This window comes from Amycolatopsis vastitatis, assembly GCF_002234595.1.
GTDB lineage: Bacteria > Actinomycetota > Actinomycetes > Mycobacteriales > Pseudonocardiaceae > Amycolatopsis > Amycolatopsis vastitatis.
In genome coordinates this window covers 198,919-216,304 of the sequence record NZ_NMUL01000016.1, presented here as the reverse complement: position 1 = coordinate 216,304, position 17,386 = coordinate 198,919, and the positions used below count along the sequence as shown (strand labels likewise).

25 protein-coding genes are annotated in these 17,386 nt (G+C 70.8%); 13 read left to right on the top strand and 12 right to left on the bottom strand.

Going from position 1 to position 17,386, the window contains the following annotated elements; genetic code table 11:
* Positions 1 to 16: 16 nt before the first annotated feature.
* Together CF165_RS19155 and CF165_RS19150 are read left to right on the top strand one after the other, a co-directional pair.
* Positions 17 to 871 (top strand): bifunctional methylenetetrahydrofolate dehydrogenase/methenyltetrahydrofolate cyclohydrolase, encoded by an 855-nt coding sequence (locus tag CF165_RS19155; protein WP_093949007.1) that lies wholly within the window; start codon positions 17 to 19, stop codon positions 869 to 871.
* Positions 871 to 1,194 (top strand): DUF3017 domain-containing protein, encoded by a 324-nt coding sequence (locus CF165_RS19150; protein ID WP_093948900.1) that lies wholly within the window; start codon positions 871 to 873, stop codon positions 1,192 to 1,194. Before CF165_RS19155 ends, CF165_RS19150 begins: the two co-directional genes overlap by 1 nt.
* Here the strand turns inward: CF165_RS19150 and CF165_RS19145 are convergent.
* Together CF165_RS19145 and CF165_RS19140 are read right to left on the bottom strand one after the other, a co-directional pair.
* On the bottom strand, positions 1,191 to 2,375 hold the full coding sequence (locus tag CF165_RS19145; protein WP_093948899.1) for an MFS transporter: 1,185 nt from the start codon (positions 2,373 to 2,375) through the stop codon (positions 1,191 to 1,193). The genes CF165_RS19150 and CF165_RS19145 overlap by 4 nt on opposite strands.
* Positions 2,376 to 2,568: 193 nt before the next feature.
* The gene (locus CF165_RS19140) at positions 2,569 to 2,892 is read right to left on the bottom strand and encodes an ArsR/SmtB family transcription factor (RefSeq protein WP_093948898.1); all 324 of its coding nucleotides are present in this window, start codon (positions 2,890 to 2,892) and stop codon (positions 2,569 to 2,571) included.
* Between the two features lie 109 nt (positions 2,893 to 3,001).
* On the opposite strand from CF165_RS19140, the gene CF165_RS19135 reads away from it, so the two are divergent.
* The gene (locus tag CF165_RS19135) at positions 3,002 to 4,177 is read left to right on the top strand and encodes an MFS transporter (protein ID WP_093948897.1); all 1,176 of its coding nucleotides are present in this window, start codon (positions 3,002 to 3,004) and stop codon (positions 4,175 to 4,177) included.
* Here the strand turns inward: CF165_RS19135 and CF165_RS19130 are convergent.
* On the bottom strand, positions 4,174 to 4,362 hold the full coding sequence (locus CF165_RS19130; RefSeq protein ID WP_093948896.1) for a DUF1918 domain-containing protein: 189 nt from the start codon (positions 4,360 to 4,362) through the stop codon (positions 4,174 to 4,176). The genes CF165_RS19135 and CF165_RS19130 overlap by 4 nt on opposite strands.
* A 75-nt stretch (positions 4,363 to 4,437) precedes the next feature.
* On the opposite strand from CF165_RS19130, the gene CF165_RS52670 reads away from it, so the two are divergent.
* The gene (locus CF165_RS52670; RefSeq protein ID WP_240521661.1) at positions 4,438 to 4,587 is read left to right on the top strand and encodes a hypothetical protein; all 150 of its coding nucleotides are present in this window, start codon (positions 4,438 to 4,440) and stop codon (positions 4,585 to 4,587) included.
* On the top strand, positions 4,587 to 5,144 hold the full coding sequence (locus tag CF165_RS19125) for a hypothetical protein (RefSeq protein ID WP_093948895.1): 558 nt from the start codon (positions 4,587 to 4,589) through the stop codon (positions 5,142 to 5,144). Before CF165_RS52670 ends, CF165_RS19125 begins: the two co-directional genes overlap by 1 nt.
* On the opposite strand, the gene CF165_RS19120 is transcribed toward CF165_RS19125, so the two are convergent.
* Positions 5,141 to 5,722 (bottom strand): HhH-GPD-type base excision DNA repair protein, encoded by a 582-nt coding sequence (locus CF165_RS19120; RefSeq protein ID WP_093948894.1) that lies wholly within the window; start codon positions 5,720 to 5,722, stop codon positions 5,141 to 5,143. The genes CF165_RS19125 and CF165_RS19120 overlap by 4 nt on opposite strands.
* A gap of 73 nt (positions 5,723 to 5,795) precedes the next feature.
* Positions 5,796 to 6,572 carry a helix-turn-helix domain-containing protein gene (locus CF165_RS19115; protein WP_093948893.1) on the bottom strand — a complete coding sequence of 259 codons (777 nt, stop codon included), beginning with the start codon at positions 6,570 to 6,572 and terminating at the stop codon, positions 5,796 to 5,798.
* A gap of 49 nt (positions 6,573 to 6,621) precedes the next feature.
* Between CF165_RS19115 and CF165_RS19110 the strand changes: the two genes are divergently transcribed.
* Positions 6,622 to 7,035 (top strand): DUF2000 domain-containing protein, encoded by a 414-nt coding sequence (locus CF165_RS19110; protein ID WP_093948892.1) that lies wholly within the window; start codon positions 6,622 to 6,624, stop codon positions 7,033 to 7,035.
* Positions 7,036 to 7,121: 86 nt separating this feature from the next.
* Positions 7,122 to 7,628: a hypothetical protein gene (locus CF165_RS19105; protein WP_240521660.1), complete on the top strand. Its 507-nt coding sequence runs from the start codon at positions 7,122 to 7,124 to the stop codon at positions 7,626 to 7,628.
* On the opposite strand, the gene CF165_RS19100 is transcribed toward CF165_RS19105, so the two are convergent.
* Genes CF165_RS19100 through CF165_RS19085 form a run of 4 tightly spaced genes read right to left on the bottom strand, consistent with a single transcriptional unit; the run spans position 7,618 to position 9,833 of the window.
* Positions 7,618 to 8,298 (bottom strand): hypothetical protein, encoded by a 681-nt coding sequence (locus tag CF165_RS19100; RefSeq protein ID WP_093948890.1) that lies wholly within the window; start codon positions 8,296 to 8,298, stop codon positions 7,618 to 7,620. The genes CF165_RS19105 and CF165_RS19100 overlap by 11 nt on opposite strands.
* The gene (locus tag CF165_RS19095) at positions 8,295 to 8,906 is read right to left on the bottom strand and encodes a class I SAM-dependent methyltransferase (protein ID WP_093948889.1); all 612 of its coding nucleotides are present in this window, start codon (positions 8,904 to 8,906) and stop codon (positions 8,295 to 8,297) included. The genes CF165_RS19100 and CF165_RS19095 overlap by 4 nt, the downstream gene beginning before the upstream one ends.
* A 10-nt stretch (positions 8,907 to 8,916) precedes the next feature.
* The gene (locus CF165_RS19090; RefSeq protein WP_093948888.1) at positions 8,917 to 9,297 is read right to left on the bottom strand and encodes a DUF2203 domain-containing protein; all 381 of its coding nucleotides are present in this window, start codon (positions 9,295 to 9,297) and stop codon (positions 8,917 to 8,919) included.
* Positions 9,298 to 9,323: 26 nt separating this feature from the next.
* Entirely contained in the window at positions 9,324 to 9,833 is a 510-nt protein-coding gene (locus tag CF165_RS19085; RefSeq protein WP_093948887.1) for a hypothetical protein, read from the bottom strand.
* Positions 9,834 to 10,086: 253 nt separating this feature from the next.
* Between CF165_RS19085 and CF165_RS19080 the strand changes: the two genes are divergently transcribed.
* Positions 10,087 to 11,310 carry an NADP-dependent isocitrate dehydrogenase gene (locus tag CF165_RS19080; protein ID WP_093948886.1) on the top strand — a complete coding sequence of 408 codons (1,224 nt, stop codon included), beginning with the start codon at positions 10,087 to 10,089 and terminating at the stop codon, positions 11,308 to 11,310.
* Positions 11,311 to 11,505: 195 nt separating this feature from the next.
* Positions 11,506 to 11,805, top strand: a complete 300-nt coding sequence (locus CF165_RS19075) for an SH3 domain-containing protein (protein WP_093949006.1) — start codon at positions 11,506 to 11,508, stop codon at positions 11,803 to 11,805.
* A gap of 29 nt (positions 11,806 to 11,834) precedes the next feature.
* Here the strand turns inward: CF165_RS19075 and CF165_RS19070 are convergent, their stop codons facing one another.
* Positions 11,835 to 12,383: a permease gene (locus CF165_RS19070; RefSeq protein ID WP_093948885.1), complete on the bottom strand. Its 549-nt coding sequence runs from the start codon at positions 12,381 to 12,383 to the stop codon at positions 11,835 to 11,837.
* 79 nt (positions 12,384 to 12,462) lie between these two features.
* Complete coding sequence (locus CF165_RS19065) at positions 12,463 to 13,044, bottom strand: TetR/AcrR family transcriptional regulator (RefSeq protein WP_093948884.1); 582 nt, start codon at positions 13,042 to 13,044, stop codon at positions 12,463 to 12,465.
* 719 nt (positions 13,045 to 13,763) lie between these two features.
* Here CF165_RS19065 and CF165_RS19055 point away from each other — a divergent pair.
* Positions 13,764 to 14,582 (top strand): exodeoxyribonuclease III, encoded by an 819-nt coding sequence (locus CF165_RS19055; protein ID WP_093948883.1) that lies wholly within the window; start codon positions 13,764 to 13,766, stop codon positions 14,580 to 14,582.
* On the opposite strand, the gene CF165_RS19050 is transcribed toward CF165_RS19055, so the two are convergent.
* Positions 14,579 to 15,064 carry a cupin domain-containing protein gene (locus tag CF165_RS19050; RefSeq protein ID WP_093948882.1) on the bottom strand — a complete coding sequence of 162 codons (486 nt, stop codon included), beginning with the start codon at positions 15,062 to 15,064 and terminating at the stop codon, positions 14,579 to 14,581. The genes CF165_RS19055 and CF165_RS19050 overlap by 4 nt on opposite strands.
* An 80-nt stretch (positions 15,065 to 15,144) precedes the next feature.
* Between CF165_RS19050 and CF165_RS19045 the strand changes: the two genes are divergently transcribed.
* From CF165_RS19045 to trpS, 3 genes are all read left to right on the top strand, one after another.
* On the top strand, positions 15,145 to 15,645 hold the full coding sequence (locus CF165_RS19045; protein ID WP_093948881.1) for a MarR family winged helix-turn-helix transcriptional regulator: 501 nt from the start codon (positions 15,145 to 15,147) through the stop codon (positions 15,643 to 15,645).
* Between the two features lie 247 nt (positions 15,646 to 15,892).
* Positions 15,893 to 16,264, top strand: coding sequence for a hypothetical protein (locus CF165_RS19040; RefSeq protein WP_205660914.1), 372 nt, complete (start codon positions 15,893 to 15,895; stop codon positions 16,262 to 16,264).
* A 46-nt stretch (positions 16,265 to 16,310) separates the two neighbouring features.
* A complete protein-coding gene (trpS, locus tag CF165_RS19035; protein ID WP_093948879.1) occupies positions 16,311 to 17,345 on the top strand; it encodes a tryptophan--tRNA ligase in 1,035 nt (344 codons plus the stop codon).
* The last annotated feature ends 41 nt before the right edge of the window (positions 17,346 to 17,386 follow it).

The window sequence follows — 17,386 nt, the reverse complement described above, 5'->3', positions numbered from 1 at the left end:
TGCCAGAATGGGGCGCGTGACGGCGAAGATTCTCGACGGCAAGGCCACCAAGAACGCCATTTTCGCGGAGCTCGAGCCCCGCGTCGCGGCCCTGGCCGCGAAGGGGGTGACGCCCGGCCTCGGCACGGTCCTGGTCGGCGACGACCCGGGGTCGCACTCGTACGTGCGGATGAAGCACGCCGACAGCGGGAAGATCGGGATCAACTCGATCCGCCGCGACCTGCCCGCCGACATCACCCAGGAGAAGCTCGAAGCCGTCATCGACGAGCTGAACGCCGACCCGGCGTGCCACGGCTACATCGTGCAGCTCCCGCTGCCGAAGCACCTGGACGCGAACCGCGTGCTGGAGCGGATCGACCCGGAGAAGGACGCCGACGGTCTCGCGCCGGTCAGCCTCGGGCGGCTGGTGCTCGGCCAGCGCGGGGCGCTGCCGTGCACGCCGTACGGCATCATCGAGCTGCTCAAGCGCCACGGCGTCGAGCTGAACGGCGCGCGCGTCACCGTGGTCGGCCGCGGCATCACCGTCGGCCGGACGCTGGGTCTGCTGCTGACTCGCCGCAGCGAGAACGCCACCGTGACCCTTTGCCACACCGGCACCCGCGACCTCGCGGCCGAGGTCCGCCGCGCCGACGTCGTGGTCGCCGCGGCCGGGGTGCCCGGGATCATCACGCCGGACATGGTCGCGCCGGGCGCCGCGGTGCTCGACGTCGGCGTGTCCCACGTGGACGGCAAGCTCACCGGCGACGTCCACCCGGGAGTGTCCGACGTGGCGGGCTGGGTCTCGCCGAACCCGGGCGGGGTCGGCCCGATGACGCGGGCGATGCTCGTCAGCAACGTCGTCGAGGCGGCGGAACGCTCGGTTCAAGGCTGATGACCATGACCGAAGACCGGCGGGACATCGGCGACCGCCGGCGCGGGCAAGGCCGGTTCAGCCAGCTGCCGTTCGCGGTGGTGCTGCTGGTGGTGGCCGTCGCGGCGCTGCGGATCTTCCAGTACCACTGGCGGGAGGGCGCGGCGCTGATCGGCGCCGCGCTCCTCCTCGCCGCGGTGCTGCGGGCGGTGCTGCCGACCGCCAGGGCCGGCCTGCTCGCGATCCGCGGCAAGGTCGTGGACATCGTGACCTACACCGGGCTCGCGGCGGCCGTGCTCTACGTGGCCCTGACGATCATCGGCGGCCCGTTCAGCTCCTCTTAGGACGCCATCGCGAGTTCGCGGCGGCGTTCCACTTTGGCTTCGCGGCGGTCCAATGTGCCCGAGACGACCGCGAGGGTGAGTCCGAAGACCGCGAGGAGGGCGCCGACCCAGTTGGGGGCGACCAGGCCGAGGCCGCCGGCGATGACCAGGCCGCCGAGGTAGGCACCGATCGAATTCGCGATGTTGAACGCGGACTGGACGGCGGCCGACACCAGGGACGGAGTGCCGCCCGCCTTCTCCATGATCCGCGCCTGCATCATCGGGCCGATCATGAACCCGGCGACGCCGACGAAGAAGATCGTGATCGCCGCGCCGACCTTGCCCTGGGCGGTGATGGTGAAGATGCCCAGCACGGACGCCAGCGCCAGCAGGGCGATGTAGAGGCTCGGCATCAGCGCGCGGTCGGCCAGCCGGCCGCCGAGCAGGTTGCCGATCGTCATGCCGACGCCGGCCAGGGACAGCAGCAGCGTGACGTTCGACGGCGAGTAGCCGGCGACGTCGGTCAGCATCGGGGTGATGTAGGACAGGCAGGCGAACACGCCGCCGAGTCCGAAGGTGACGATGGCCAGCGCGAGGTGCACCTGCGGGCGCTTGAACGCGCCGAGCTCGGTGCGCAGCGACGCGTCCGCGGGCCGGCCCTGGTGGGGCACCAGCTTCGCGATGGCCGCCGCGGCGACCAGGCCGATCACGGCGACGACGCCGAAGGTGGCGCGCCAGCCGACCTGCTGGCCCAGCAGCGTGCCCAGCGGCACGCCGATGACGTTCGCCAGGGTGAGGCCGAGGAACATCAGCGACACGGCCTTGGCGCGTTCCCCCTGGCCGACGAGGCCGGAGGCGACGACGGCACCGGCGCCGAAGAAGGCGCCGTGGGGCAGGCCGGCGAGGAACCGGAACGCGACGCCGAACTCCTGGTTGGGTGACAGCGCGAACAGGCCGTTGCCCAGCGTGAACAGGCCCATCATGGCCAGCAGCATGGTCTTGCGCGGCAGCCGGACGGCGACCGCGGTGAGCAGCGGGGCGCCGACGACGACGCCGAGGGCGTAGGCGGAGATGAGGTAGCCGGCGGTCGGGATGTCGACGCCGAAGTCGGCGGCCGCCTGGGGCAGCACGCCCATCATGACGAACTCGGTGGTCCCGATGCCGAAAGCTCCGATGGCGAGCGCGAGCAGCGCGACGGGCACGGCACTCCTTCCAAGGTGGGTAAACGATTACTTGGCCGTTCCAGGCTCAGTTACTGGATCGGTTCAGTTGGCGGGCATAAATAAAGACAGCCAATCGGCCCCAGCGCCGTGAGCTGCCTACGCCCAGTCCAACAAGGGAAGGGGGCCGTTGTCATCCCGATATCGGGTGACGATCCACACCGTAACGCGGTGATCAGCGCGGAGCGGCCAGAACGCCGTCCAGCAGACCCGGGAACAGGGCGTCAAGATCGTTGCGGCGCAACGAGTTGAACCGGGTCGTGCCTTCCTGGCGGCCCGCGACGACGCCGGCCTGGCGCAGGATGCTCAGGTGGTGGGTGAGTGTGGACTTGGTCACCGGCACGGTGAGCCCGCCGCACGCGATCTCCTGCCCGGTGCCCGCGAGCTGCCGGACGATGGCCAGTCGCACCGGGTCGGCGAGGGCGCGGAGCACGCTCTCGACGGTGATCTCCTCCCGGGCCGGGTGGGCGATCGGCGGCAGTGTGTCGGTCTTGGCCATGGGCTCATCGTACGACGTCGGTCGAAATTGCGGCAGTGACGTAGTACGGTGACTGTCGAACTACGACGTTCGTCGAACCAATCGCCTGCTTCGCTTGGGGGCCCAGCCCATGTCCGCACCCGCTCAGCCGAGGATCTCGATCCTCGCCTTCGGCGCCTTCGGCGTCGGGACCAGCGGCTACATCGTCGCCGGCCTGCTGCCCGCGCTGACCGGCGAGCTGCACGTCTCGGCCACCGCCGCGGCCCAGCTCGTGACCGCCTTCGCCATCGCGTACGCGATCGGCTCGCCGGTGTTCGCCGCCGCCACCGGCACCTGGGAACGCCGGACGCTGCTGGTCGCCGCGCTCGCCGTCACCGGAGCCGGCAACCTGTTCGCCGCGCTCGCGCCCGGCTACGGCTCCCTGCTGGTGGCCCGGGTGGTGACCGCGGTCGGCGCCGCGGTGTTCACGCCCGCGGCGAGCGCGGTGGCGGCCGAGCTGACCGTCCCCGAACGCCGTGGCCGCGCGGTCGCGCTGGTCTTCGGCGGCCTGACGGTCGCGCTCATCTTCGGCGTCCCGCTGGGCAGCCTCATTTCCCAGCACCTCGGCTACCGGACGGCGTTCGCGCTGGTCGCGGCGTTTTCGCTGGCGAGCGCGCTGGCCGTGCGCTTCGCGCTGCCCACGGTCGCCGCACCGCCGCGGGTGAGTCTCGCCGAGCGGTTCGCCGCGGGCCGCGACCCGCGGGTGCTCGTCATGCTGGCCACGACGGTGCTCGCCTGCCTGGCCGCGTTCATGGTCTACACGTTCGTCTCACCGCTGCTGGCGGCGACCGCGGGCGTGCACGGCACGACCGTGACGGTGCTGCTCTTCTGCTACGGCGTCGGCGGCGCGGTCGGCAACTTCGCGGGCGGCCGGGTGACCGACCGCTGGGGTTCGCGGGCGCCGCTGCTCGTGGTCACCGTGGCCACCACCGCCGTGATGGCACTGCTGCCCCTGACGACGGTGACGCCGGTCGGGGCCGGGATCTCGCTGTTCGTGTGGGGCCTGGCGACGTGGTCGTTCAACCCGCCGGTGCAGCACCGCCTGATCGAGCTGTCGCCGGGGCACGCCGGCCTGGTGCTCTCGCTCAACGCGTCCGCGATCTACCTCGGCGTCGGCCTGTCCGGCGTCGTCGGCGGCGCGGTGCTGGCCTCCGGCGGCCCGCTGCTGCTGCCCGAGGTCGCGGCCGCGCTGACCCTCGTCGCGCTGCTGCTGGTCGGCGCGGCGTGGGGGCGCGTCCGCGAGCCCCGGGAACAGGTCGCGGTCTAGTCGGCGTGCGTCAGGACCTCGCAGTCGGGCCCGGGATAGACGAGTCCTTCGTGCCCGTCGGCGAACCGCACCAGATAGGGCGGCGCGCCGTCGGGTCCGCGGACCTCGAGGATCTCGCCGCGCTGCTCGGCCGAGCCGACCGTCCGGCCGTGCACCTGGATCTCGTCTCCTACTCCTGCGTGCATGGGCTTCACCTCCGTCTCCAGAGTAAGAGCGATAACGGGCGCCGTGGACCCCGCGAACGGGTTAGACTCCGGGACATGTGGCCGCGCCGCTGTGGCCGTTGCGCGGGCGCGAACCTCGGCCCGCCGGGCTGGCTGGCTCGCGAATGGGCGGCGGGCACCGGCGCGAGCCTGAACGTCGCGGTGGCGGGAAGTCTCGGGCTGTACAAGCTCGCCGGTCTGCTGTGATGCGTCTTGAGTGGACGGTCGCGGAGAACGCGGCCTGGTGCGATCTGGTGTGCGGCGGGCGGTTCGGCCCGCGGGCGTGGACGAGCCCGCGCCGCACCCCGGAGTACTACCCGGACGCGGTGACGCTGACCCCGGACGCCACCGCCGCCGACATCCTCCCGTTCGTCGACGGCTCGGCGGGGTGTTCCGTGAAGGACAGCTTCGCGACCCTGGAGCTGCCGGGGTTCTCGATCTTGTTCGAGGCGACGTGGATCGAGTGCGGGCCGGGCATCCCCGAGCCGGGCTGGCGGCGGGCGGCCGCCCACGGCTTCCCGGCCGACGACTCGGTGGCTGTGCTGTCCCGCGGCCCGGCGACGGTCGTCGCCCACCGCGGCGACGGCGTGGTGGGGCTGTCCAACTTCTCGGGACCGGACGAGTCCTGGCCCGGCGCGGTGGCGGCGGTGGCTTCGGCGTTCCCGGGCGTCCCGGTGGTCGGCTACGAACACGGCGACGCGCTGCGGGTCGCGCTGGACCACGGCGCCGAGCCGTGGGGTCCGCTGCGCGTCTGGGTGCGTTAGCCCGATGTGGCCGCGGCCTTGGCGGCCTTCTTGAACGCGCGGACCTCGGCGAGGGTTTCGGCGCTCGTGACGTCGGCGATCGACCGGCGCGAGCCGCGGTCGCCGTACGCGCCGGCCGCCTCGCGCCAGCCCTTCGGCTGGATGCCGCGCTGCTTTCCCAGCAGGGCCAGGAAGATCTTGGCCTTCTGCTCGCCGAACCCGGGCAGCGCACGCAGTCGCTTCAGGACTTCCGGGCCGTCCGGTTTCGGGCGCCCGTCGAGCCAGATGCCCTCCGTGCGGCCGTCGTAGGTCTCGATGATGTGCTGCGCGAGCGCGTGGACGCGGCGGGCCATCGAGCCGCCGTAGCGGTGGATCGCCGGCGGCACCACGCACATCTCGACGAACTTCTCGACATCGGTCGCGGCGATCTTCGCCAGGGAGAAGCCGTCCATCCGGTCGGCGATCTTCCGCGGGCCGGCGAAGGCGTGCTCCATGGGGAACTGCTGGTCCAGGAGCATCCCGACGAGCAGGGCGAACGGGTCGTCGTTCAGCAGCTTGTCGGCCGCCGGGTCGCCGGTCAGGTGCAGTTCGCGCAGCATGCCGTCATCTTGACACAGCGCCGGGCCGGTGACCGGCGACCGCCGATCGCGATGAGGAAGTTCTGCGGCGTCGTCACCGGGTTTTCGCGTACCGCGACGGCGTCGTGCCCAGGTAGCGCTTGAAGTGCCGGGTCAGGTGGGCCTGGTCGGTGAACCCCGCCGTGGCGGCGACCTCGGCGGCCGGGGCGCCGTCGAGAAGCAAACGGCGGGCGCGGTCGACGCGGCGGCCGGTCAGGTAGCGGTGCGGCGGCAGGCCGAACCGCGCCCCGAAGCAGCGGACGAGGTACGCCGGGTGCGCGCCGAGCGTCTCGCCGGCTTCGGCCAGCGTCACCGCGTCCGGCAGGCGAGCGTCGAGCAGTTCCCTCAGGTCGTCGGCGAGGCCGCGTTTCGGTTCGTGGGTGGCCGGCCGGCCGAGGTGGGTGAGCAGCCGGTCGGCGACCAGCGCGAGCCTGCTCTCGGCTTCCAGGGCGTCTCCGGGCTCGACGAGGGACTCGTGGAGCTGGTGGATCCGGGTGCGCAGCAGCCCGTCGGCGACGCTCGGCTGGTCGACCGCGGCGCCGACGAGGTCTTCGCCCAGCACGGACGTGTCCAGGTACAGCACGCGCTTGCGGAAGCCGTGGCTGGTCGCGGCCCGTCCGTCGTGCGCGACGTTCGGCGGCAGCAGCGTCACGGCCAGGCCGAGCGCGCCGTGGTGGTGGCGGTCGAGGTCGTAGCGGATGACGCCGTCGTCGACGATCAGCAGCGTCCACGTGTCGTGCGTGTGGAGCGGGTAGGCGTGGGTGGTGAAGCGCGCGTGGAAGACCTCGGCGATCCCCGGGACCGCCGGCCGCCAAGCTTCCACGTGGGCCATGTCAAGAACGTACAAGACGCGCGGGTGGCGGCCGGGCGAGTCTGGCGGCATGAGTTCCTTCGACACGAAGATCGCCGTCCTGCTCCGCGACGACCTGGCGTCCTGGCAGCGGCTGAACGTCACCGCGTTCCTGGTGAGCGGAATCGCCCACGTGACGCCGGAGCTGATGGGCGAGCCGTACCTCGACGCCGACGGCACGGAGTACCTGCCGATGTTCGGCCAGCCGATCATGGTCTTCTCCGGCACGGCGGACGTCCTGACCGCGGCGCACGGCCGCGCGCTGGGCCGCGGGCTGCGGTTTTCGATCTTCACCGACGAGCTGTTCCACACCGGCAACGACGCCGACAACCGGGCGGCGGTCCGCGCGGTGCCGGGGGAGAAGCTGGCGCTCGCCGGAATGGCGGTGCACGGCCCGAAGAACGCCGTGGACAAGATCCTCAAGGGCGCTTCGCTGCACCGTTGAGCAGAAATCCCCTTCTCGGCGGCGGGTCGTGCTGGCAGCATGATCGGCGAGGCCGCAGTCGGCGGCCCTGGGGATGGGGAGGTTCCGTGAATTCTGTTCGTCGTGCCTGCGTGGTCCTGTCGGCCGCGGCCGGGCTGGGCTTGGCGCTCGTGCCGGTCGCTTCGGCGGACCCGGTCCAGACGGTCGCTTACACCTCGGAAGACGGCGCCTGGCCGCTGGAGGGCAGCGCCCGGTACTCGGCCCCGGGCGACGAGATCGCCGTCTGGGAGCGTGACGGCGTGTTGAAGATCGACGTCCAGTCGGGACTGAAGGACCTGCGCGTCGAGCTCAGCGCGCCGGCCGGCGAGGCGCTGCACACCGGGACCTACACCGGCGCGCGGTTCCGCGGGCAGAGCGACCCGGCGTTGAGCACGCCGGGGATCTTCGTGGTCAGCACCTACTTCGGGTGCGGCGACGACTACGCGGACTTCACGATCAGCCGGCTCGACAAGGACGCGGACGGCCGGACGACCGGCGTCGACGCGACGTTCGTCCAGCACTGCGGGAGCCCGGACGGCCCGGCGACCCGCGGCGAGGTCCACTTCACGGCCTGAGCCGCTCCACGGGCGGCAACGTCCCGGTCGTCACCCAAGCCACCCAGTCCGCGGGCCCGAAAACGCAGTTCCCGGACCGCACCCGGCTCGCGTGCCGTCCGAGCAGGCGGGCTGCCCGCCACAGCTCATCGTCCGCATCGTGGCGCTCCAAGGTGACGCGGCCCGCCGCGGTCGTGCAGAAGACACCGGTGGGGGAGCTCGCCAGCCGGTCCCGGCGCTGGAGGAACCAGCCGTCGGGGTCGGCGGGCGTCCCCGCCGGGCCGCCGAGGGTCCGCCACACCGCGCCGGCCTCGGCCGGATCGATCGGCGGCCGGATCAGGAAGGTGCAAGCGTTTGCGGACGGCCGGGGCAGCACCGGCCGCCGTTCGGTGCGCAGCAGCTCCAGGTCGAAGGCAGCAGCCGTCACGCGGATCCGCAGCGGCGCGAACAGCTCGACGGTCGTGCGCCCGCCTTCTTCCCACCACGACGGCTCTTCGATCGTGTGGTCCGCGACCGGCGCCCCGGCCGTTTCGAGGTCGGCCCGGTCGGCTGCCAGCTCGAAGACCTCGACGACGGAGACTTCACCCGGCACGAGCCGGTACTCGACGTACGCCTCCAGCCGCAGTGAAACCCGGCTGCCGTCCGTGGTGACCTCCGTCAGGTGGCCGTCGGCGAACCGCTCCAGGTTCACGGTGCCGTCGCGTGCACAACGAAGACGCTCCGGACACGCTCGCCGTCGTCGACGGTGAACGTCTTCGCCGAGACGTCCACGAAGTCCTTCGCCAGCGCGGCGGCCCCGGCCTCGTCGAGCGGGAACGGCAGATCTCCCGGCACGAAGTCCGCGAACGGGCCTGACGGCCGGAAGCGCGCTCCCGACACGACCGAGAACGCCAGCCGTCCGCCCGGCTTCAGCACCCGCAGCCAGTCGGCGAACGCCACCGCGCCCAGGAAGTGCAGCGAGGACGCGCACAGCACCACGTCGGCCGAACCGTCGTCCGCCGGCATCGGCACCGCCGGCCCGGCCTGCCACGTGATCACGCCCGACGGGTCCAGCGAAGGCGCCTTCGCCCGAGCCTTCGCGAGCATCGCCGTCGACAGGTCGACAGCCAGCACGCGAACCGGCTTCAGCCGCAACGCCGCGTACGCCGCGAAGCCCGTCCCGGTGGCGACGTCGAGGACGACCCCCGGCTCGGACGGCAGCGGCGCGATCAGCTCGTCCGCCACTGCCGCGTGGAAGGTGTCATCGTCGTAGTGCTCGGCCGTGCCGTCGAAGAACACCGCTCTCGAGTCGTGGTCCACAACCCCAAACCTAGCCGGGCTGACCAGCGATTTTCAGCGGGCGGCGGCCGGCGAAACCCAGGTCCGTGCGGTGGTACCAGCCCAGCTCGCGGTCGCCTTCGAGCCAGCACAGCAGCACGTCGGTGCCGTCCAGCTCGGCCGGGAAGTCGATCAGCAGCGGCGCGAACCCCTTGAGCTCGGCGCCGGTGCGCTGCACGGTCGTCATCAGGTCGTCGAGGCGGGCCTGCGCGGCCTTCCACTCCGGCAGCCCGCCCAGCTCGGTGGCGGGGCCGCCCGGCCGCAGCGAGGCCGCGAGCTCGGCCGCGTCGGCGCGGACGCGCACGAGTTCGTCGAGGACCGGCCGCAGCCGCGCCAGTTCGTCCCGTGCCTCCGCGACGGTGAACAGTCCCATCCGCCGATGATGCCACCGGCGCGGAGTCAGGCTTCGCGCCGCCGCCGGACCAGTGCGTTGGCGAGTCCGCTGCCGACCAGGAGGAAGCCCACGCCGAGCAGGCCGCCGATGAAGAGGAAGTCCATGACGCCGTACGCGATGTCGCTCTTCGGCATCATGTTCACCAGCTTGAAGCCCCATTCGGGGACGGCCATCGCGGCGACGCCGGGCAGCACGCCGTAGATCAGGCCACCGAGGATCGGGCCCGCCGCCGACAGCGCTCCGAGCGCGGCGACGACCAGCAGCAGGATCGCCCCGCCGGCCAGCAGCGCGATGCCGAGCGGGTCGCGGTTGGTGCTCAGCGTCGCCTGGATCAGCTGCTGCTGGCGCAGCCCGCCCCAGCTCAGCAGGCCCAGCGCGACCGGGGTGAGCAGGAGCCCGCCCAGCGCGCTGACCAGGTGTGCGACGCCGCGGCGCGGCCGTTCGTCGAGCGCATCCGGCGTCTCTTCGTACTCTTCGTAGTCGTCTTCGTACTCCGCGTACCGATGGGTCGTCATGGCCGTCACCTCCCGCATGCTGGATTCACGGGTGGCATCGTGCCTCGGTTCACTCCCGGGTGCGACGTCCGCTCGGCGAACGGTCGTCTCGGCTCACCGGACGGCGCCCGGTGAGCTGTGACACAAAGTGCGGGTGGAGACTTGATGCCGACCACTACTGGAACCATCAAGCTCCGTCAAGCAGTACGCTTGTACCGCTACCGGCGAGACGTATGAAGCAACGCGAAGATCCGCGGAAGGAGCACCGCTGCTCATGGCCAAGATCAAGGTCCAGGGCACCGTCGTCGAACTCGACGGCGATGAGATGACCCGCATCATTTGGCAGTTCATCAAGGACAAGCTGATCCACCCGTACCTGGACGTGAACCTGGACTACTACGACCTGGGTATCGAGGAGCGGGACCGCACCGACGACCAGGTCACGATCGACTCCGCGAACGCCATCAAGAAGCACGGCGTCGGCGTCAAGTGCGCCACGATCACCCCGGACGAGGCGCGCGTCGAGGAGTTCGGCCTCAAGAAGATGTGGCTGTCCCCGAACGGGACGATCCGCAACATCCTCGGCGGCGTGATCTTCCGCGAGCCGATCGTCATCCAGAACATCCCGCGGCTGGTGCCGACGTGGACGAAGCCGATCATCATCGGCCGCCACGCCCACGGCGACCAGTACAAGGCGACCAACTTCAAGGTCCCCGGCCCGGGCACGCTGACCATCAGCTACACCCCGGACGACGGCTCCGAGCCGATGGAGTTCGAGGTCGCGAAGTTCCCCGAGGGCGGCGGCGTCGCCATGGGGATGTACAACTACAAGAAGTCGATCGAGGACTTCGCGCGCGCGTCGCTGCAGTACGGCCTCGACCGCGGCCTGCCGGTCTACCTCTCCACCAAGAACACCATCCTCAAGGCCTACGACGGCCAGTTCAAGGACGTGTTCGAGGAGATCTTCCAGAACGAGTTCAAGGCCGACTTCGACGCCAAGGGCATCTCCTACGAGCACCGCCTGATCGACGACATGGTCGCCGCGGCGATGAAGTGGGAGGGCGGCTACGTCTGGGCGTGCAAGAACTACGACGGTGACGTCCAGTCCGACACGGTCGCGCAGGGCTTCGGCTCGCTCGGCCTGATGACGTCGGTGCTGCGCACGCCGGACGGCCGGACCGTCGAGGCCGAGGCCGCGCACGGCACGGTCACCCGGCACTACCGCCAGCACCAGCAGGGCAAGCCGACGTCGACCAACCCGATCGCGTCGATCTACGCCTGGACCCGCGGCCTCGAGCACCGCGGCAAGCTGGACGGCAACCAGGAGCTGATCGGCTTCGCGAACAAGCTCGAAGAGGTCGTCGTCGAGACCGTCGAGAGCGGTCAGATGACGAAGGACCTCGCGCTGCTCATCAGCAAGGACCAGCCGTTCCAGACGACCGAGGAGTTCCTCGCGACGCTGGACGACAACCTGGCGAAGAAGATCGCCCAGGGCTGAGTCCCGGCTCGGAAAGGGCCTCTTCCCGTTCACCGGGAAGGGGCTCTTTTCCGTTGTGCACAGTGCGTCACCGGCGGGTGACTTCGCTGGCGCCTCCGAGTGGTTGCGGCGTTCGGCGCTGTTCGTCCGGGTAAAGGATTGCCTACCCTGACAAGGGGACGGGATGCGCGGTTGGAGGCAGACGTGATCCTCGGTATGTCGAAGAAGACGGCGCTCGTCGTCGGCGCGATCATCGCGATCATCGTCATTTACGCGTTGAACAACGGAAAGCAGCAGGCCTCCGGAGCTTCGGCCACCGGCTGCAAGGTGACGGTGACCGCGGACGTCCTGAACGCTCGCGAAGCGGCAGACGGCAACGCGAAGGTCGTCGGCAAGTACCTGCGTGACGCCCAGTTCGACGCCCTCCCCGGCGTGCAGAACGGCTTCCGGAAGGTGGCCGACGCCAAGTGGGTGGCCGCCGAGTACACCCAGCCGGTCGCCGGTTCCGCCTGTTGAGTCCCGACGGTTGAGTCCCGACGGGTGGGTCAGACGCCGAGCAGGTCGGCCGCCAGGGTGACCACCCCGAACGCCGCGGCCGACAGGCCGAGCGTGCGCGCGCGTTTCGGGTCGTGTTTCGCCGCCGCGCGCCAGTAGAGGCCGATCCCGACGGCCAGCATCAGCAGTTCGACGACGGCCGACACGGCCGGCAGCCGCCAGAGCCCGAAGCCGAACACGGGCAGGTCACCCGCGTTGCCGGGCAGGATCGGCAGGTCGGCGCGGTGCACGACGAGGTCGAGCAGCCAGTGCGAGAACACGACGCCGCCGAGGATCAGCCCGGCCTCCCGGCCGAGCCACCGGCTCGCGACGGCGCCGAAGAGCGCGGCCAGCGCGAGCGCGCCGACCAGGGAATGCGTGTAGTCGGCGTGGATCAGGCCGCCGCCGTAGCCTTCGCCGTCGATCGTCTCGACGCCGCTCAGGTAGAGCGGCACGAAGACGACGTCGAGCCAGGCCGTGGCGAGCATGAGTGTCCACACGGGAATCGCGGGCCGGCCGGCCTTGACCGCGGCCGCCAGCCCGAAGTGCCCGGCGATCATCGGTGCGCCTCCGTCCAGGGGAAGCGGGCGTCGAGCACGCCCAATCCGACGGTGAAGAGCAGTACGGCGAGGATGAAGGTCATCTTTCTGCTTTCCCTGCGTAGGCCGTGAGGCCTTGGACGAGCATGGTTTTGAGGACTTCGAAGCTCTCGTCGACGTCTTCCGGGCGGCCGAACCCGCCGGACGCTTCGAGCCCGGCGAAGCCCTGGACGGCGGCGCGGAGGCACCGGGTGCTGTGCACGGCCTGGGCGTGGTCGAAGCCGAACGGCCGCAGGACGGCGAAGACGACTTCGGCGACGGCGTGGGTGGCGCGGCTGAGTTCGGTGTCGCTTTCGTCCGGAGCGGTGACGAGTGCCCGGCTGCGGTTCGGATGCCGCCGCAAGTAGTCGCGGTAGGCATCGGCGACGGCGGCGACGGCGTCCCCGCCCTCGCGCCCGGTGGCCGAGGTGCGCAGCGTTTCGGCCATCTCCTTGACGACTTTGAGGTCGATCAGCCGCCGGAGATCGGCGAGGTTCTTGACGTGCTTGTAGAGCGAGGGCGCGGCGACCCCGGCGCGTTCGGCGACCTTGGCGAGGGTCAGCGCCTCCGGACCGGCTTCGTCGACGAGGGCTAAGGCAAGGTCGACCACGGCGTCGGTGGTCAGGCCGGCTCTAGGGGACATCGCTGGGGTGGCTACTTGGCATAGCTTTAAAGCTAATTAACGTAGCTTCGGGAGTCAAGGCGCCGTTTTTGTCGGTGGTGGGTGCTAGAACTGATCACGTCCGAAAGCGCTGGTCGGCGGCTTGGCCGCAGGAGAGGGGGAGACGTCCGGGGACGGACGACAACTGAATGCGGCGTGCGTGCGAGCGGCGGTTTGACGGTGTCCGCGGGGTCTCCAGGGGGAGTTCCGCGGGCAGGTGGGCCGGGCGGCGGTGCCGGGGATCGGTGTGGCGGAGGCCGGGTTGCGACGGGGGTCGGAGCCGGGCTTCGGCCGGGGCCGGGGTGGCCTGCGAGGCCGGGCTCTTCCCGGGGATGCGTTCTGACGGGGGTTGGAGCGTGGGGGAGTTGGCGGTGGGTCGCCATGGTCTCGGGGTGCCCTCGGAGAGGCTGCTCCAGAGCTGGGGCCGGTGTGCCTCCGCAGCCTTCCCCGCGCCGCCCGCGCCTCGGGCGGCCGTGCGTCACGACCACCGCGTCCGGCAGCCCGTCCCGGCAGTGCGCGAACAACCGCGAGGCGGCGCCGTACCCGAGGTCGAGGACGACGCGGAAGTCGTTGCGCACCAACAGGAACCGGCGCAGGCTCGCCCTTGCTCCGGCCACGCACCACAACTGCCCAGCACAGTCAGCCCGCTCATGAACGGCAGTCTGCCCCGATGCCCCGGACGCGCCGGCCCGGCCGGTAGCGTGCACGGCGTGCTGACCGTCTCCACCGTGAACGTCAACGGCCTCCGCGCCGCCGCCAAGAAGGGCTTCGTCGAGTGGCTCGCCGCCACGAAGGCCGACGTGGTCGCCTGCCAGGAGGTGCGCGCCGAAGCGAGCCAGCTGCCCGCCGAGGTCGTCGAGCCCGACGGGTGGTTCTCGGTGCACGCGCCGTCGGCCGTGAAGGGGCGCAACGGCGTTGCCGTGTACAGCCGCGTCGAGCCTGAAGAGGTGCGGGTCGGCTTCGGGGAGCCCGAGTTCGAGGACAGCGGGCGCTACCTCGAGGTCCACCTGCCGAACGTCGTCGTCGCGAGTCTTTACCTGCCCAGCGGTGACGTCGGCACCGAACGCCAGGACGAGAAGGAACGCTTCATGGCCGCGTTCCTGCCCTACCTCGTCGAGCTGCGGGCGAAGGCCGCCGCGGCCGGACGGGAGGTCGTGGTCGTCGGGGACTGGAACATCGCCTACGACACCGTCGACCTCAAGAACTGGCGCGGCAACCGCAAGAACTCCGGCTTCCTGCCGGAGGAACGCGCCTGGCTCGGCCGGGTCTACGCCGAGGCGGGCTACACCGACGTCCAGCGCCGGCTCGACCCCGAGGGGCCCGGCCCCTACACCTGGTGGTCCTACCGCGGCCAGGCGTTCGACAACGACTCCGGCTGGCGCATCGACTGCCAGCTCGCGACCCCCGGCCTGGCCGAGAAGGTCATCGACGTCGTGGTCGAGCGCGCGGCCGCCTACGACCAGCGCTGGTCCGACCACGCCCCGGTCACCGCCACCTACGACATCGACTTCCCCGGTTAGGCGGCGCGGGCGGCGCGCCAGGTCGCGCTGTCCACGAAGTGGTTGTCGAACCGGTCCTGCGACGCCAGGATCTCCTCCGGCGCGGCCTCGCCCCGGCGGATCCGGTCGATCATCCGGAAGTACTCGAAGCGCTCGACGCCGGGCGTGAACACGATCAGCACGTCCGCGCCCGAACGCTCGGTCGCGCCGAAGGCGTGCGTCGTGTGCGGCGGCACGAAGAGCATGTCGCCCGTGCCGACCGTCACGACCTTTTCGTCGCTGAGGATCTGCAGCTCGCCGTCGACGATGAAGAACATCTCCGCCGACGACGTGTGGAAGTGCGGCGTCGCGCCGTCGCGTCCCCGGCTCAGGGTGGTGCGGGACGTGCTGAGGTGCCCGCCGGTCTGGGAGACGTCGGCGAGCAGGGTCATCGTGTCGGGCGTCGAGCCGAGCTGCTCGGCTTCCTCGTGGCGGACCAGCAGGGTTTCGAGGTTCGTCGTCATGCCGACGATGGTTCCACGGCTGATAGTTCGCTGTCAAACTATCTTCTGTCGAATAGTGTTGCATCGAATAAGCTGCCCGGGTGACTGATGAAGACGCCGTCGACGCCGTCGTGTCGGCGTGGCACCGCGAACGCCCCGACCTGGACCTGACCGCGATCGGCGTCGCCGGCCGGATGGGCAGGCTGGCGCTCGTGCTCGGCCCGGCCCAGGAGCGGGTGTTCGGCAAGTTCGGCCTGCAGCGCGGCGAGTTCGACGTCCTGGCCGCGCTTCGCCGGTCCGGGGCGCCCTACACGCTCATCCCGTCCGAGCTGTCGACGACGCTGATGCTGTCCCGGGCCGGCATGACCAGCCGGCTCGACCGGCTGGAGAAGGCCGGGTTCGTCGAGCGCACGCTCGACCCGGACGACCGGCGCAGCTTCCGGGTCCGCTTGACCGACAAGGGTTTCGAGGCCGTCGACGCCGCGATGACCGAGCACACCGCGAACGTGTCGGAGCTGCTGTCCGGCCTCTCCGGGAAGGAGCTGGGCCTGCTCGACGACGTCCTGCGCAAGCTCCTCCGCGGGCTCGATCCGCAGGAGTAGGCGGTGCTCGAAAGGCGCGGGGCCGTCGACTGTCCGGTCGACGATGATCGGAGTGAACGCTGGGGGCGCCCGGACCGTATCCCTGGTTGGGCGATAGTCTCGGCTCCCGAGTCGATCAGTACCGGCAGGTCTTGACACGCTCGGTAGTTTTTTGACCAGTAGCATGCAGCGCCTCACTCGAATGGGTGAGGCCCAGCGCTCGTCACTCGCGGGAGGCACTCCGGTGCGCAACCCAGGTCAAACCCTGTTGCGGTCCACGCTGCGCGGATTCCGCGCGGCCGCGGTGGTCGCGCTCGTCCCGGCCGGGCTGCTCCTGGCCGGCGGCGGAAGCGCCTTCGCCGACGTCACGACCGTGCGGGCCGACGCCAACGCGGAGAGCTTCGGCGTGCTCGGCCCGGTCGGGCTGGTCGCGGTCGCGCTCGGCATCGTCGGGATGACGCTGGGTGTGCTGCGCCAGCGCCGCAAGACCCGCGCCGCCGCGGCGCTCGCCCCGGCCGTCCCCGTCATCCCCGTCGCCCCGGAGGTTCCCGGCCCGGTCACCGCGATGGCCGAAGCCGTCCTCGCCGACCCCGACACCGCGCCGACGCGTCCGTTCCTCACGCCGCGCCCGCACGCCTGAGGGACCTCGGCGCCCGCCGCACGTCACGGCCTGGAAGAATCCTGACGTGTCCGAAGAGCAGACCGTCGCAGCAGAACGCCGTCCGCGGGTCCTGTCCGGGATCCAGCCCACCGCCGACTCGTTCCACCTCGGCAACTACCTCGGCGCGCTGCGCCAGTGGGTGCGGCTGCAGGACACGCACGAACCGTTCTACAGCGTGGTCGACCTGCACGCGATCACCGTCGAGCAGGACCCGAAGGTGCTGCGCCAGCGCACCCGCGTCTCGGCCGCGCAGCTGCTCGCGATCGGCATCGACCCGCAGCGCAGCGCCCTGTTCGTGCAGAGCCACGTGCCGGAGCACGCCCAGCTGAGCTGGGTGCTGGAGTGCCAGACCGGCTTCGGCGAGGCCGGCCGTATGACGCAGTTCAAGGACAAGTCCGCGAAGCAGGGCTCCGACCGCTCCAGCGTCGGCCTCTTCACCTACCCGATCCTGCAGGCCGCGGACATCCTGCTGTACCAGGCCGACGCGGTCCCGGTCGGCGAGGACCAGCGCCAGCACCTCGAGCTGACGCGCGACCTCGCGCAGCGCTTCAACAACCGGCTGGGCAAGACGTTCGTCGTGCCCGAGCCGTACATCATCAAGGACACCGCGAAGATCTACGACCTGCAGGACCCGACGAGCAAGATGAGCAAGTCGGCGGCCACCGGGAACGGCCTGATCGAGCTGCTCGAAGACCCGAAGCGGTCGGCGAAGAAGATCCGCTCGGCGGTCACCGACACCGGCCGCGAGGTGGTGTTCGACGCCGAGAACAAGGCGGGCGTTTCGAACCTGCTGACCATCTACTCGGCGCTGACCGAGCGGACGATCGCCGACCTCGAGGCCGCGTACGAGGGCAAGGGCTACGGCGACCTGAAGAAGGACCTCGGCGAGGTGTTCATCGATTGGGTGACGCCCATTCAACACCGTGTGCAGTCCTATTTGGACGACGTCGCGGAGCTGGACAAGATCCTGGCCGCGGGAGCCGAGCGGGCGCGCGAAGTGGCTTCGAAGACGCTGGCGAAGACGTACCAGCGGATCGGGTTCCTGTCGCCGGTGCGGTGAAGCGGCCTCACTCGCGTGACGCGCTCGCGTTGCGGGGTTCA

Excerpts from the sequence above, each read along its gene's own strand:
- CF165_RS19050 (WP_093948882.1), bottom strand. The coding sequence starts at position 15,064 with ATGACGACGAACCTCGAAACCCTGCTGGTCCGCCACGAGGAAGCCGAG.
- CF165_RS19150 (WP_093948900.1), top strand. The coding sequence starts at position 871 with ATGACCATGACCGAAGACCGGCGGGACATCGGCGACCGCCGGCGCGGG.
- CF165_RS19085 (WP_093948887.1), bottom strand. The coding sequence starts at position 9,833 with ATGACGACCCATCGGTACGCGGAGTACGAAGACGACTACGAAGAGTAC.
- CF165_RS19115 (WP_093948893.1), bottom strand. The coding sequence starts at position 6,572 with ATGGCCCACGTGGAAGCTTGGCGGCCGGCGGTCCCGGGGATCGCCGAG.
- CF165_RS19130 (WP_093948896.1), bottom strand. The coding sequence starts at position 4,362 with ATGCACGCAGGAGTAGGAGACGAGATCCAGGTGCACGGCCGGACGGTC.
- CF165_RS19070 (WP_093948885.1), bottom strand. The coding sequence starts at position 12,383 with ATGATCGCCGGGCACTTCGGGCTGGCGGCCGCGGTCAAGGCCGGCCGG.
- CF165_RS19080 (WP_093948886.1), top strand. The coding sequence starts at position 10,087 with ATGGCCAAGATCAAGGTCCAGGGCACCGTCGTCGAACTCGACGGCGAT.
- CF165_RS19125 (WP_093948895.1), top strand. The coding sequence starts at position 4,587 with ATGCGTCTTGAGTGGACGGTCGCGGAGAACGCGGCCTGGTGCGATCTG.
- CF165_RS19120 (WP_093948894.1), bottom strand. The coding sequence starts at position 5,722 with ATGCTGCGCGAACTGCACCTGACCGGCGACCCGGCGGCCGACAAGCTG.
- CF165_RS52670 (WP_240521661.1), top strand. The coding sequence starts at position 4,438 with ATGTGGCCGCGCCGCTGTGGCCGTTGCGCGGGCGCGAACCTCGGCCCG.
- CF165_RS19110 (WP_093948892.1), top strand. The coding sequence starts at position 6,622 with ATGAGTTCCTTCGACACGAAGATCGCCGTCCTGCTCCGCGACGACCTG.
- CF165_RS19090 (WP_093948888.1), bottom strand. The coding sequence starts at position 9,297 with ATGGGACTGTTCACCGTCGCGGAGGCACGGGACGAACTGGCGCGGCTG.
- CF165_RS19135 (WP_093948897.1), top strand. The coding sequence starts at position 3,002 with ATGTCCGCACCCGCTCAGCCGAGGATCTCGATCCTCGCCTTCGGCGCC.
- CF165_RS19065 (WP_093948884.1), bottom strand. The coding sequence starts at position 13,044 with ATGTCCCCTAGAGCCGGCCTGACCACCGACGCCGTGGTCGACCTTGCC.
- CF165_RS19075 (WP_093949006.1), top strand. The coding sequence starts at position 11,506 with ATGTCGAAGAAGACGGCGCTCGTCGTCGGCGCGATCATCGCGATCATC.
- CF165_RS19140 (WP_093948898.1), bottom strand. The coding sequence starts at position 2,892 with ATGGCCAAGACCGACACACTGCCGCCGATCGCCCACCCGGCCCGGGAG.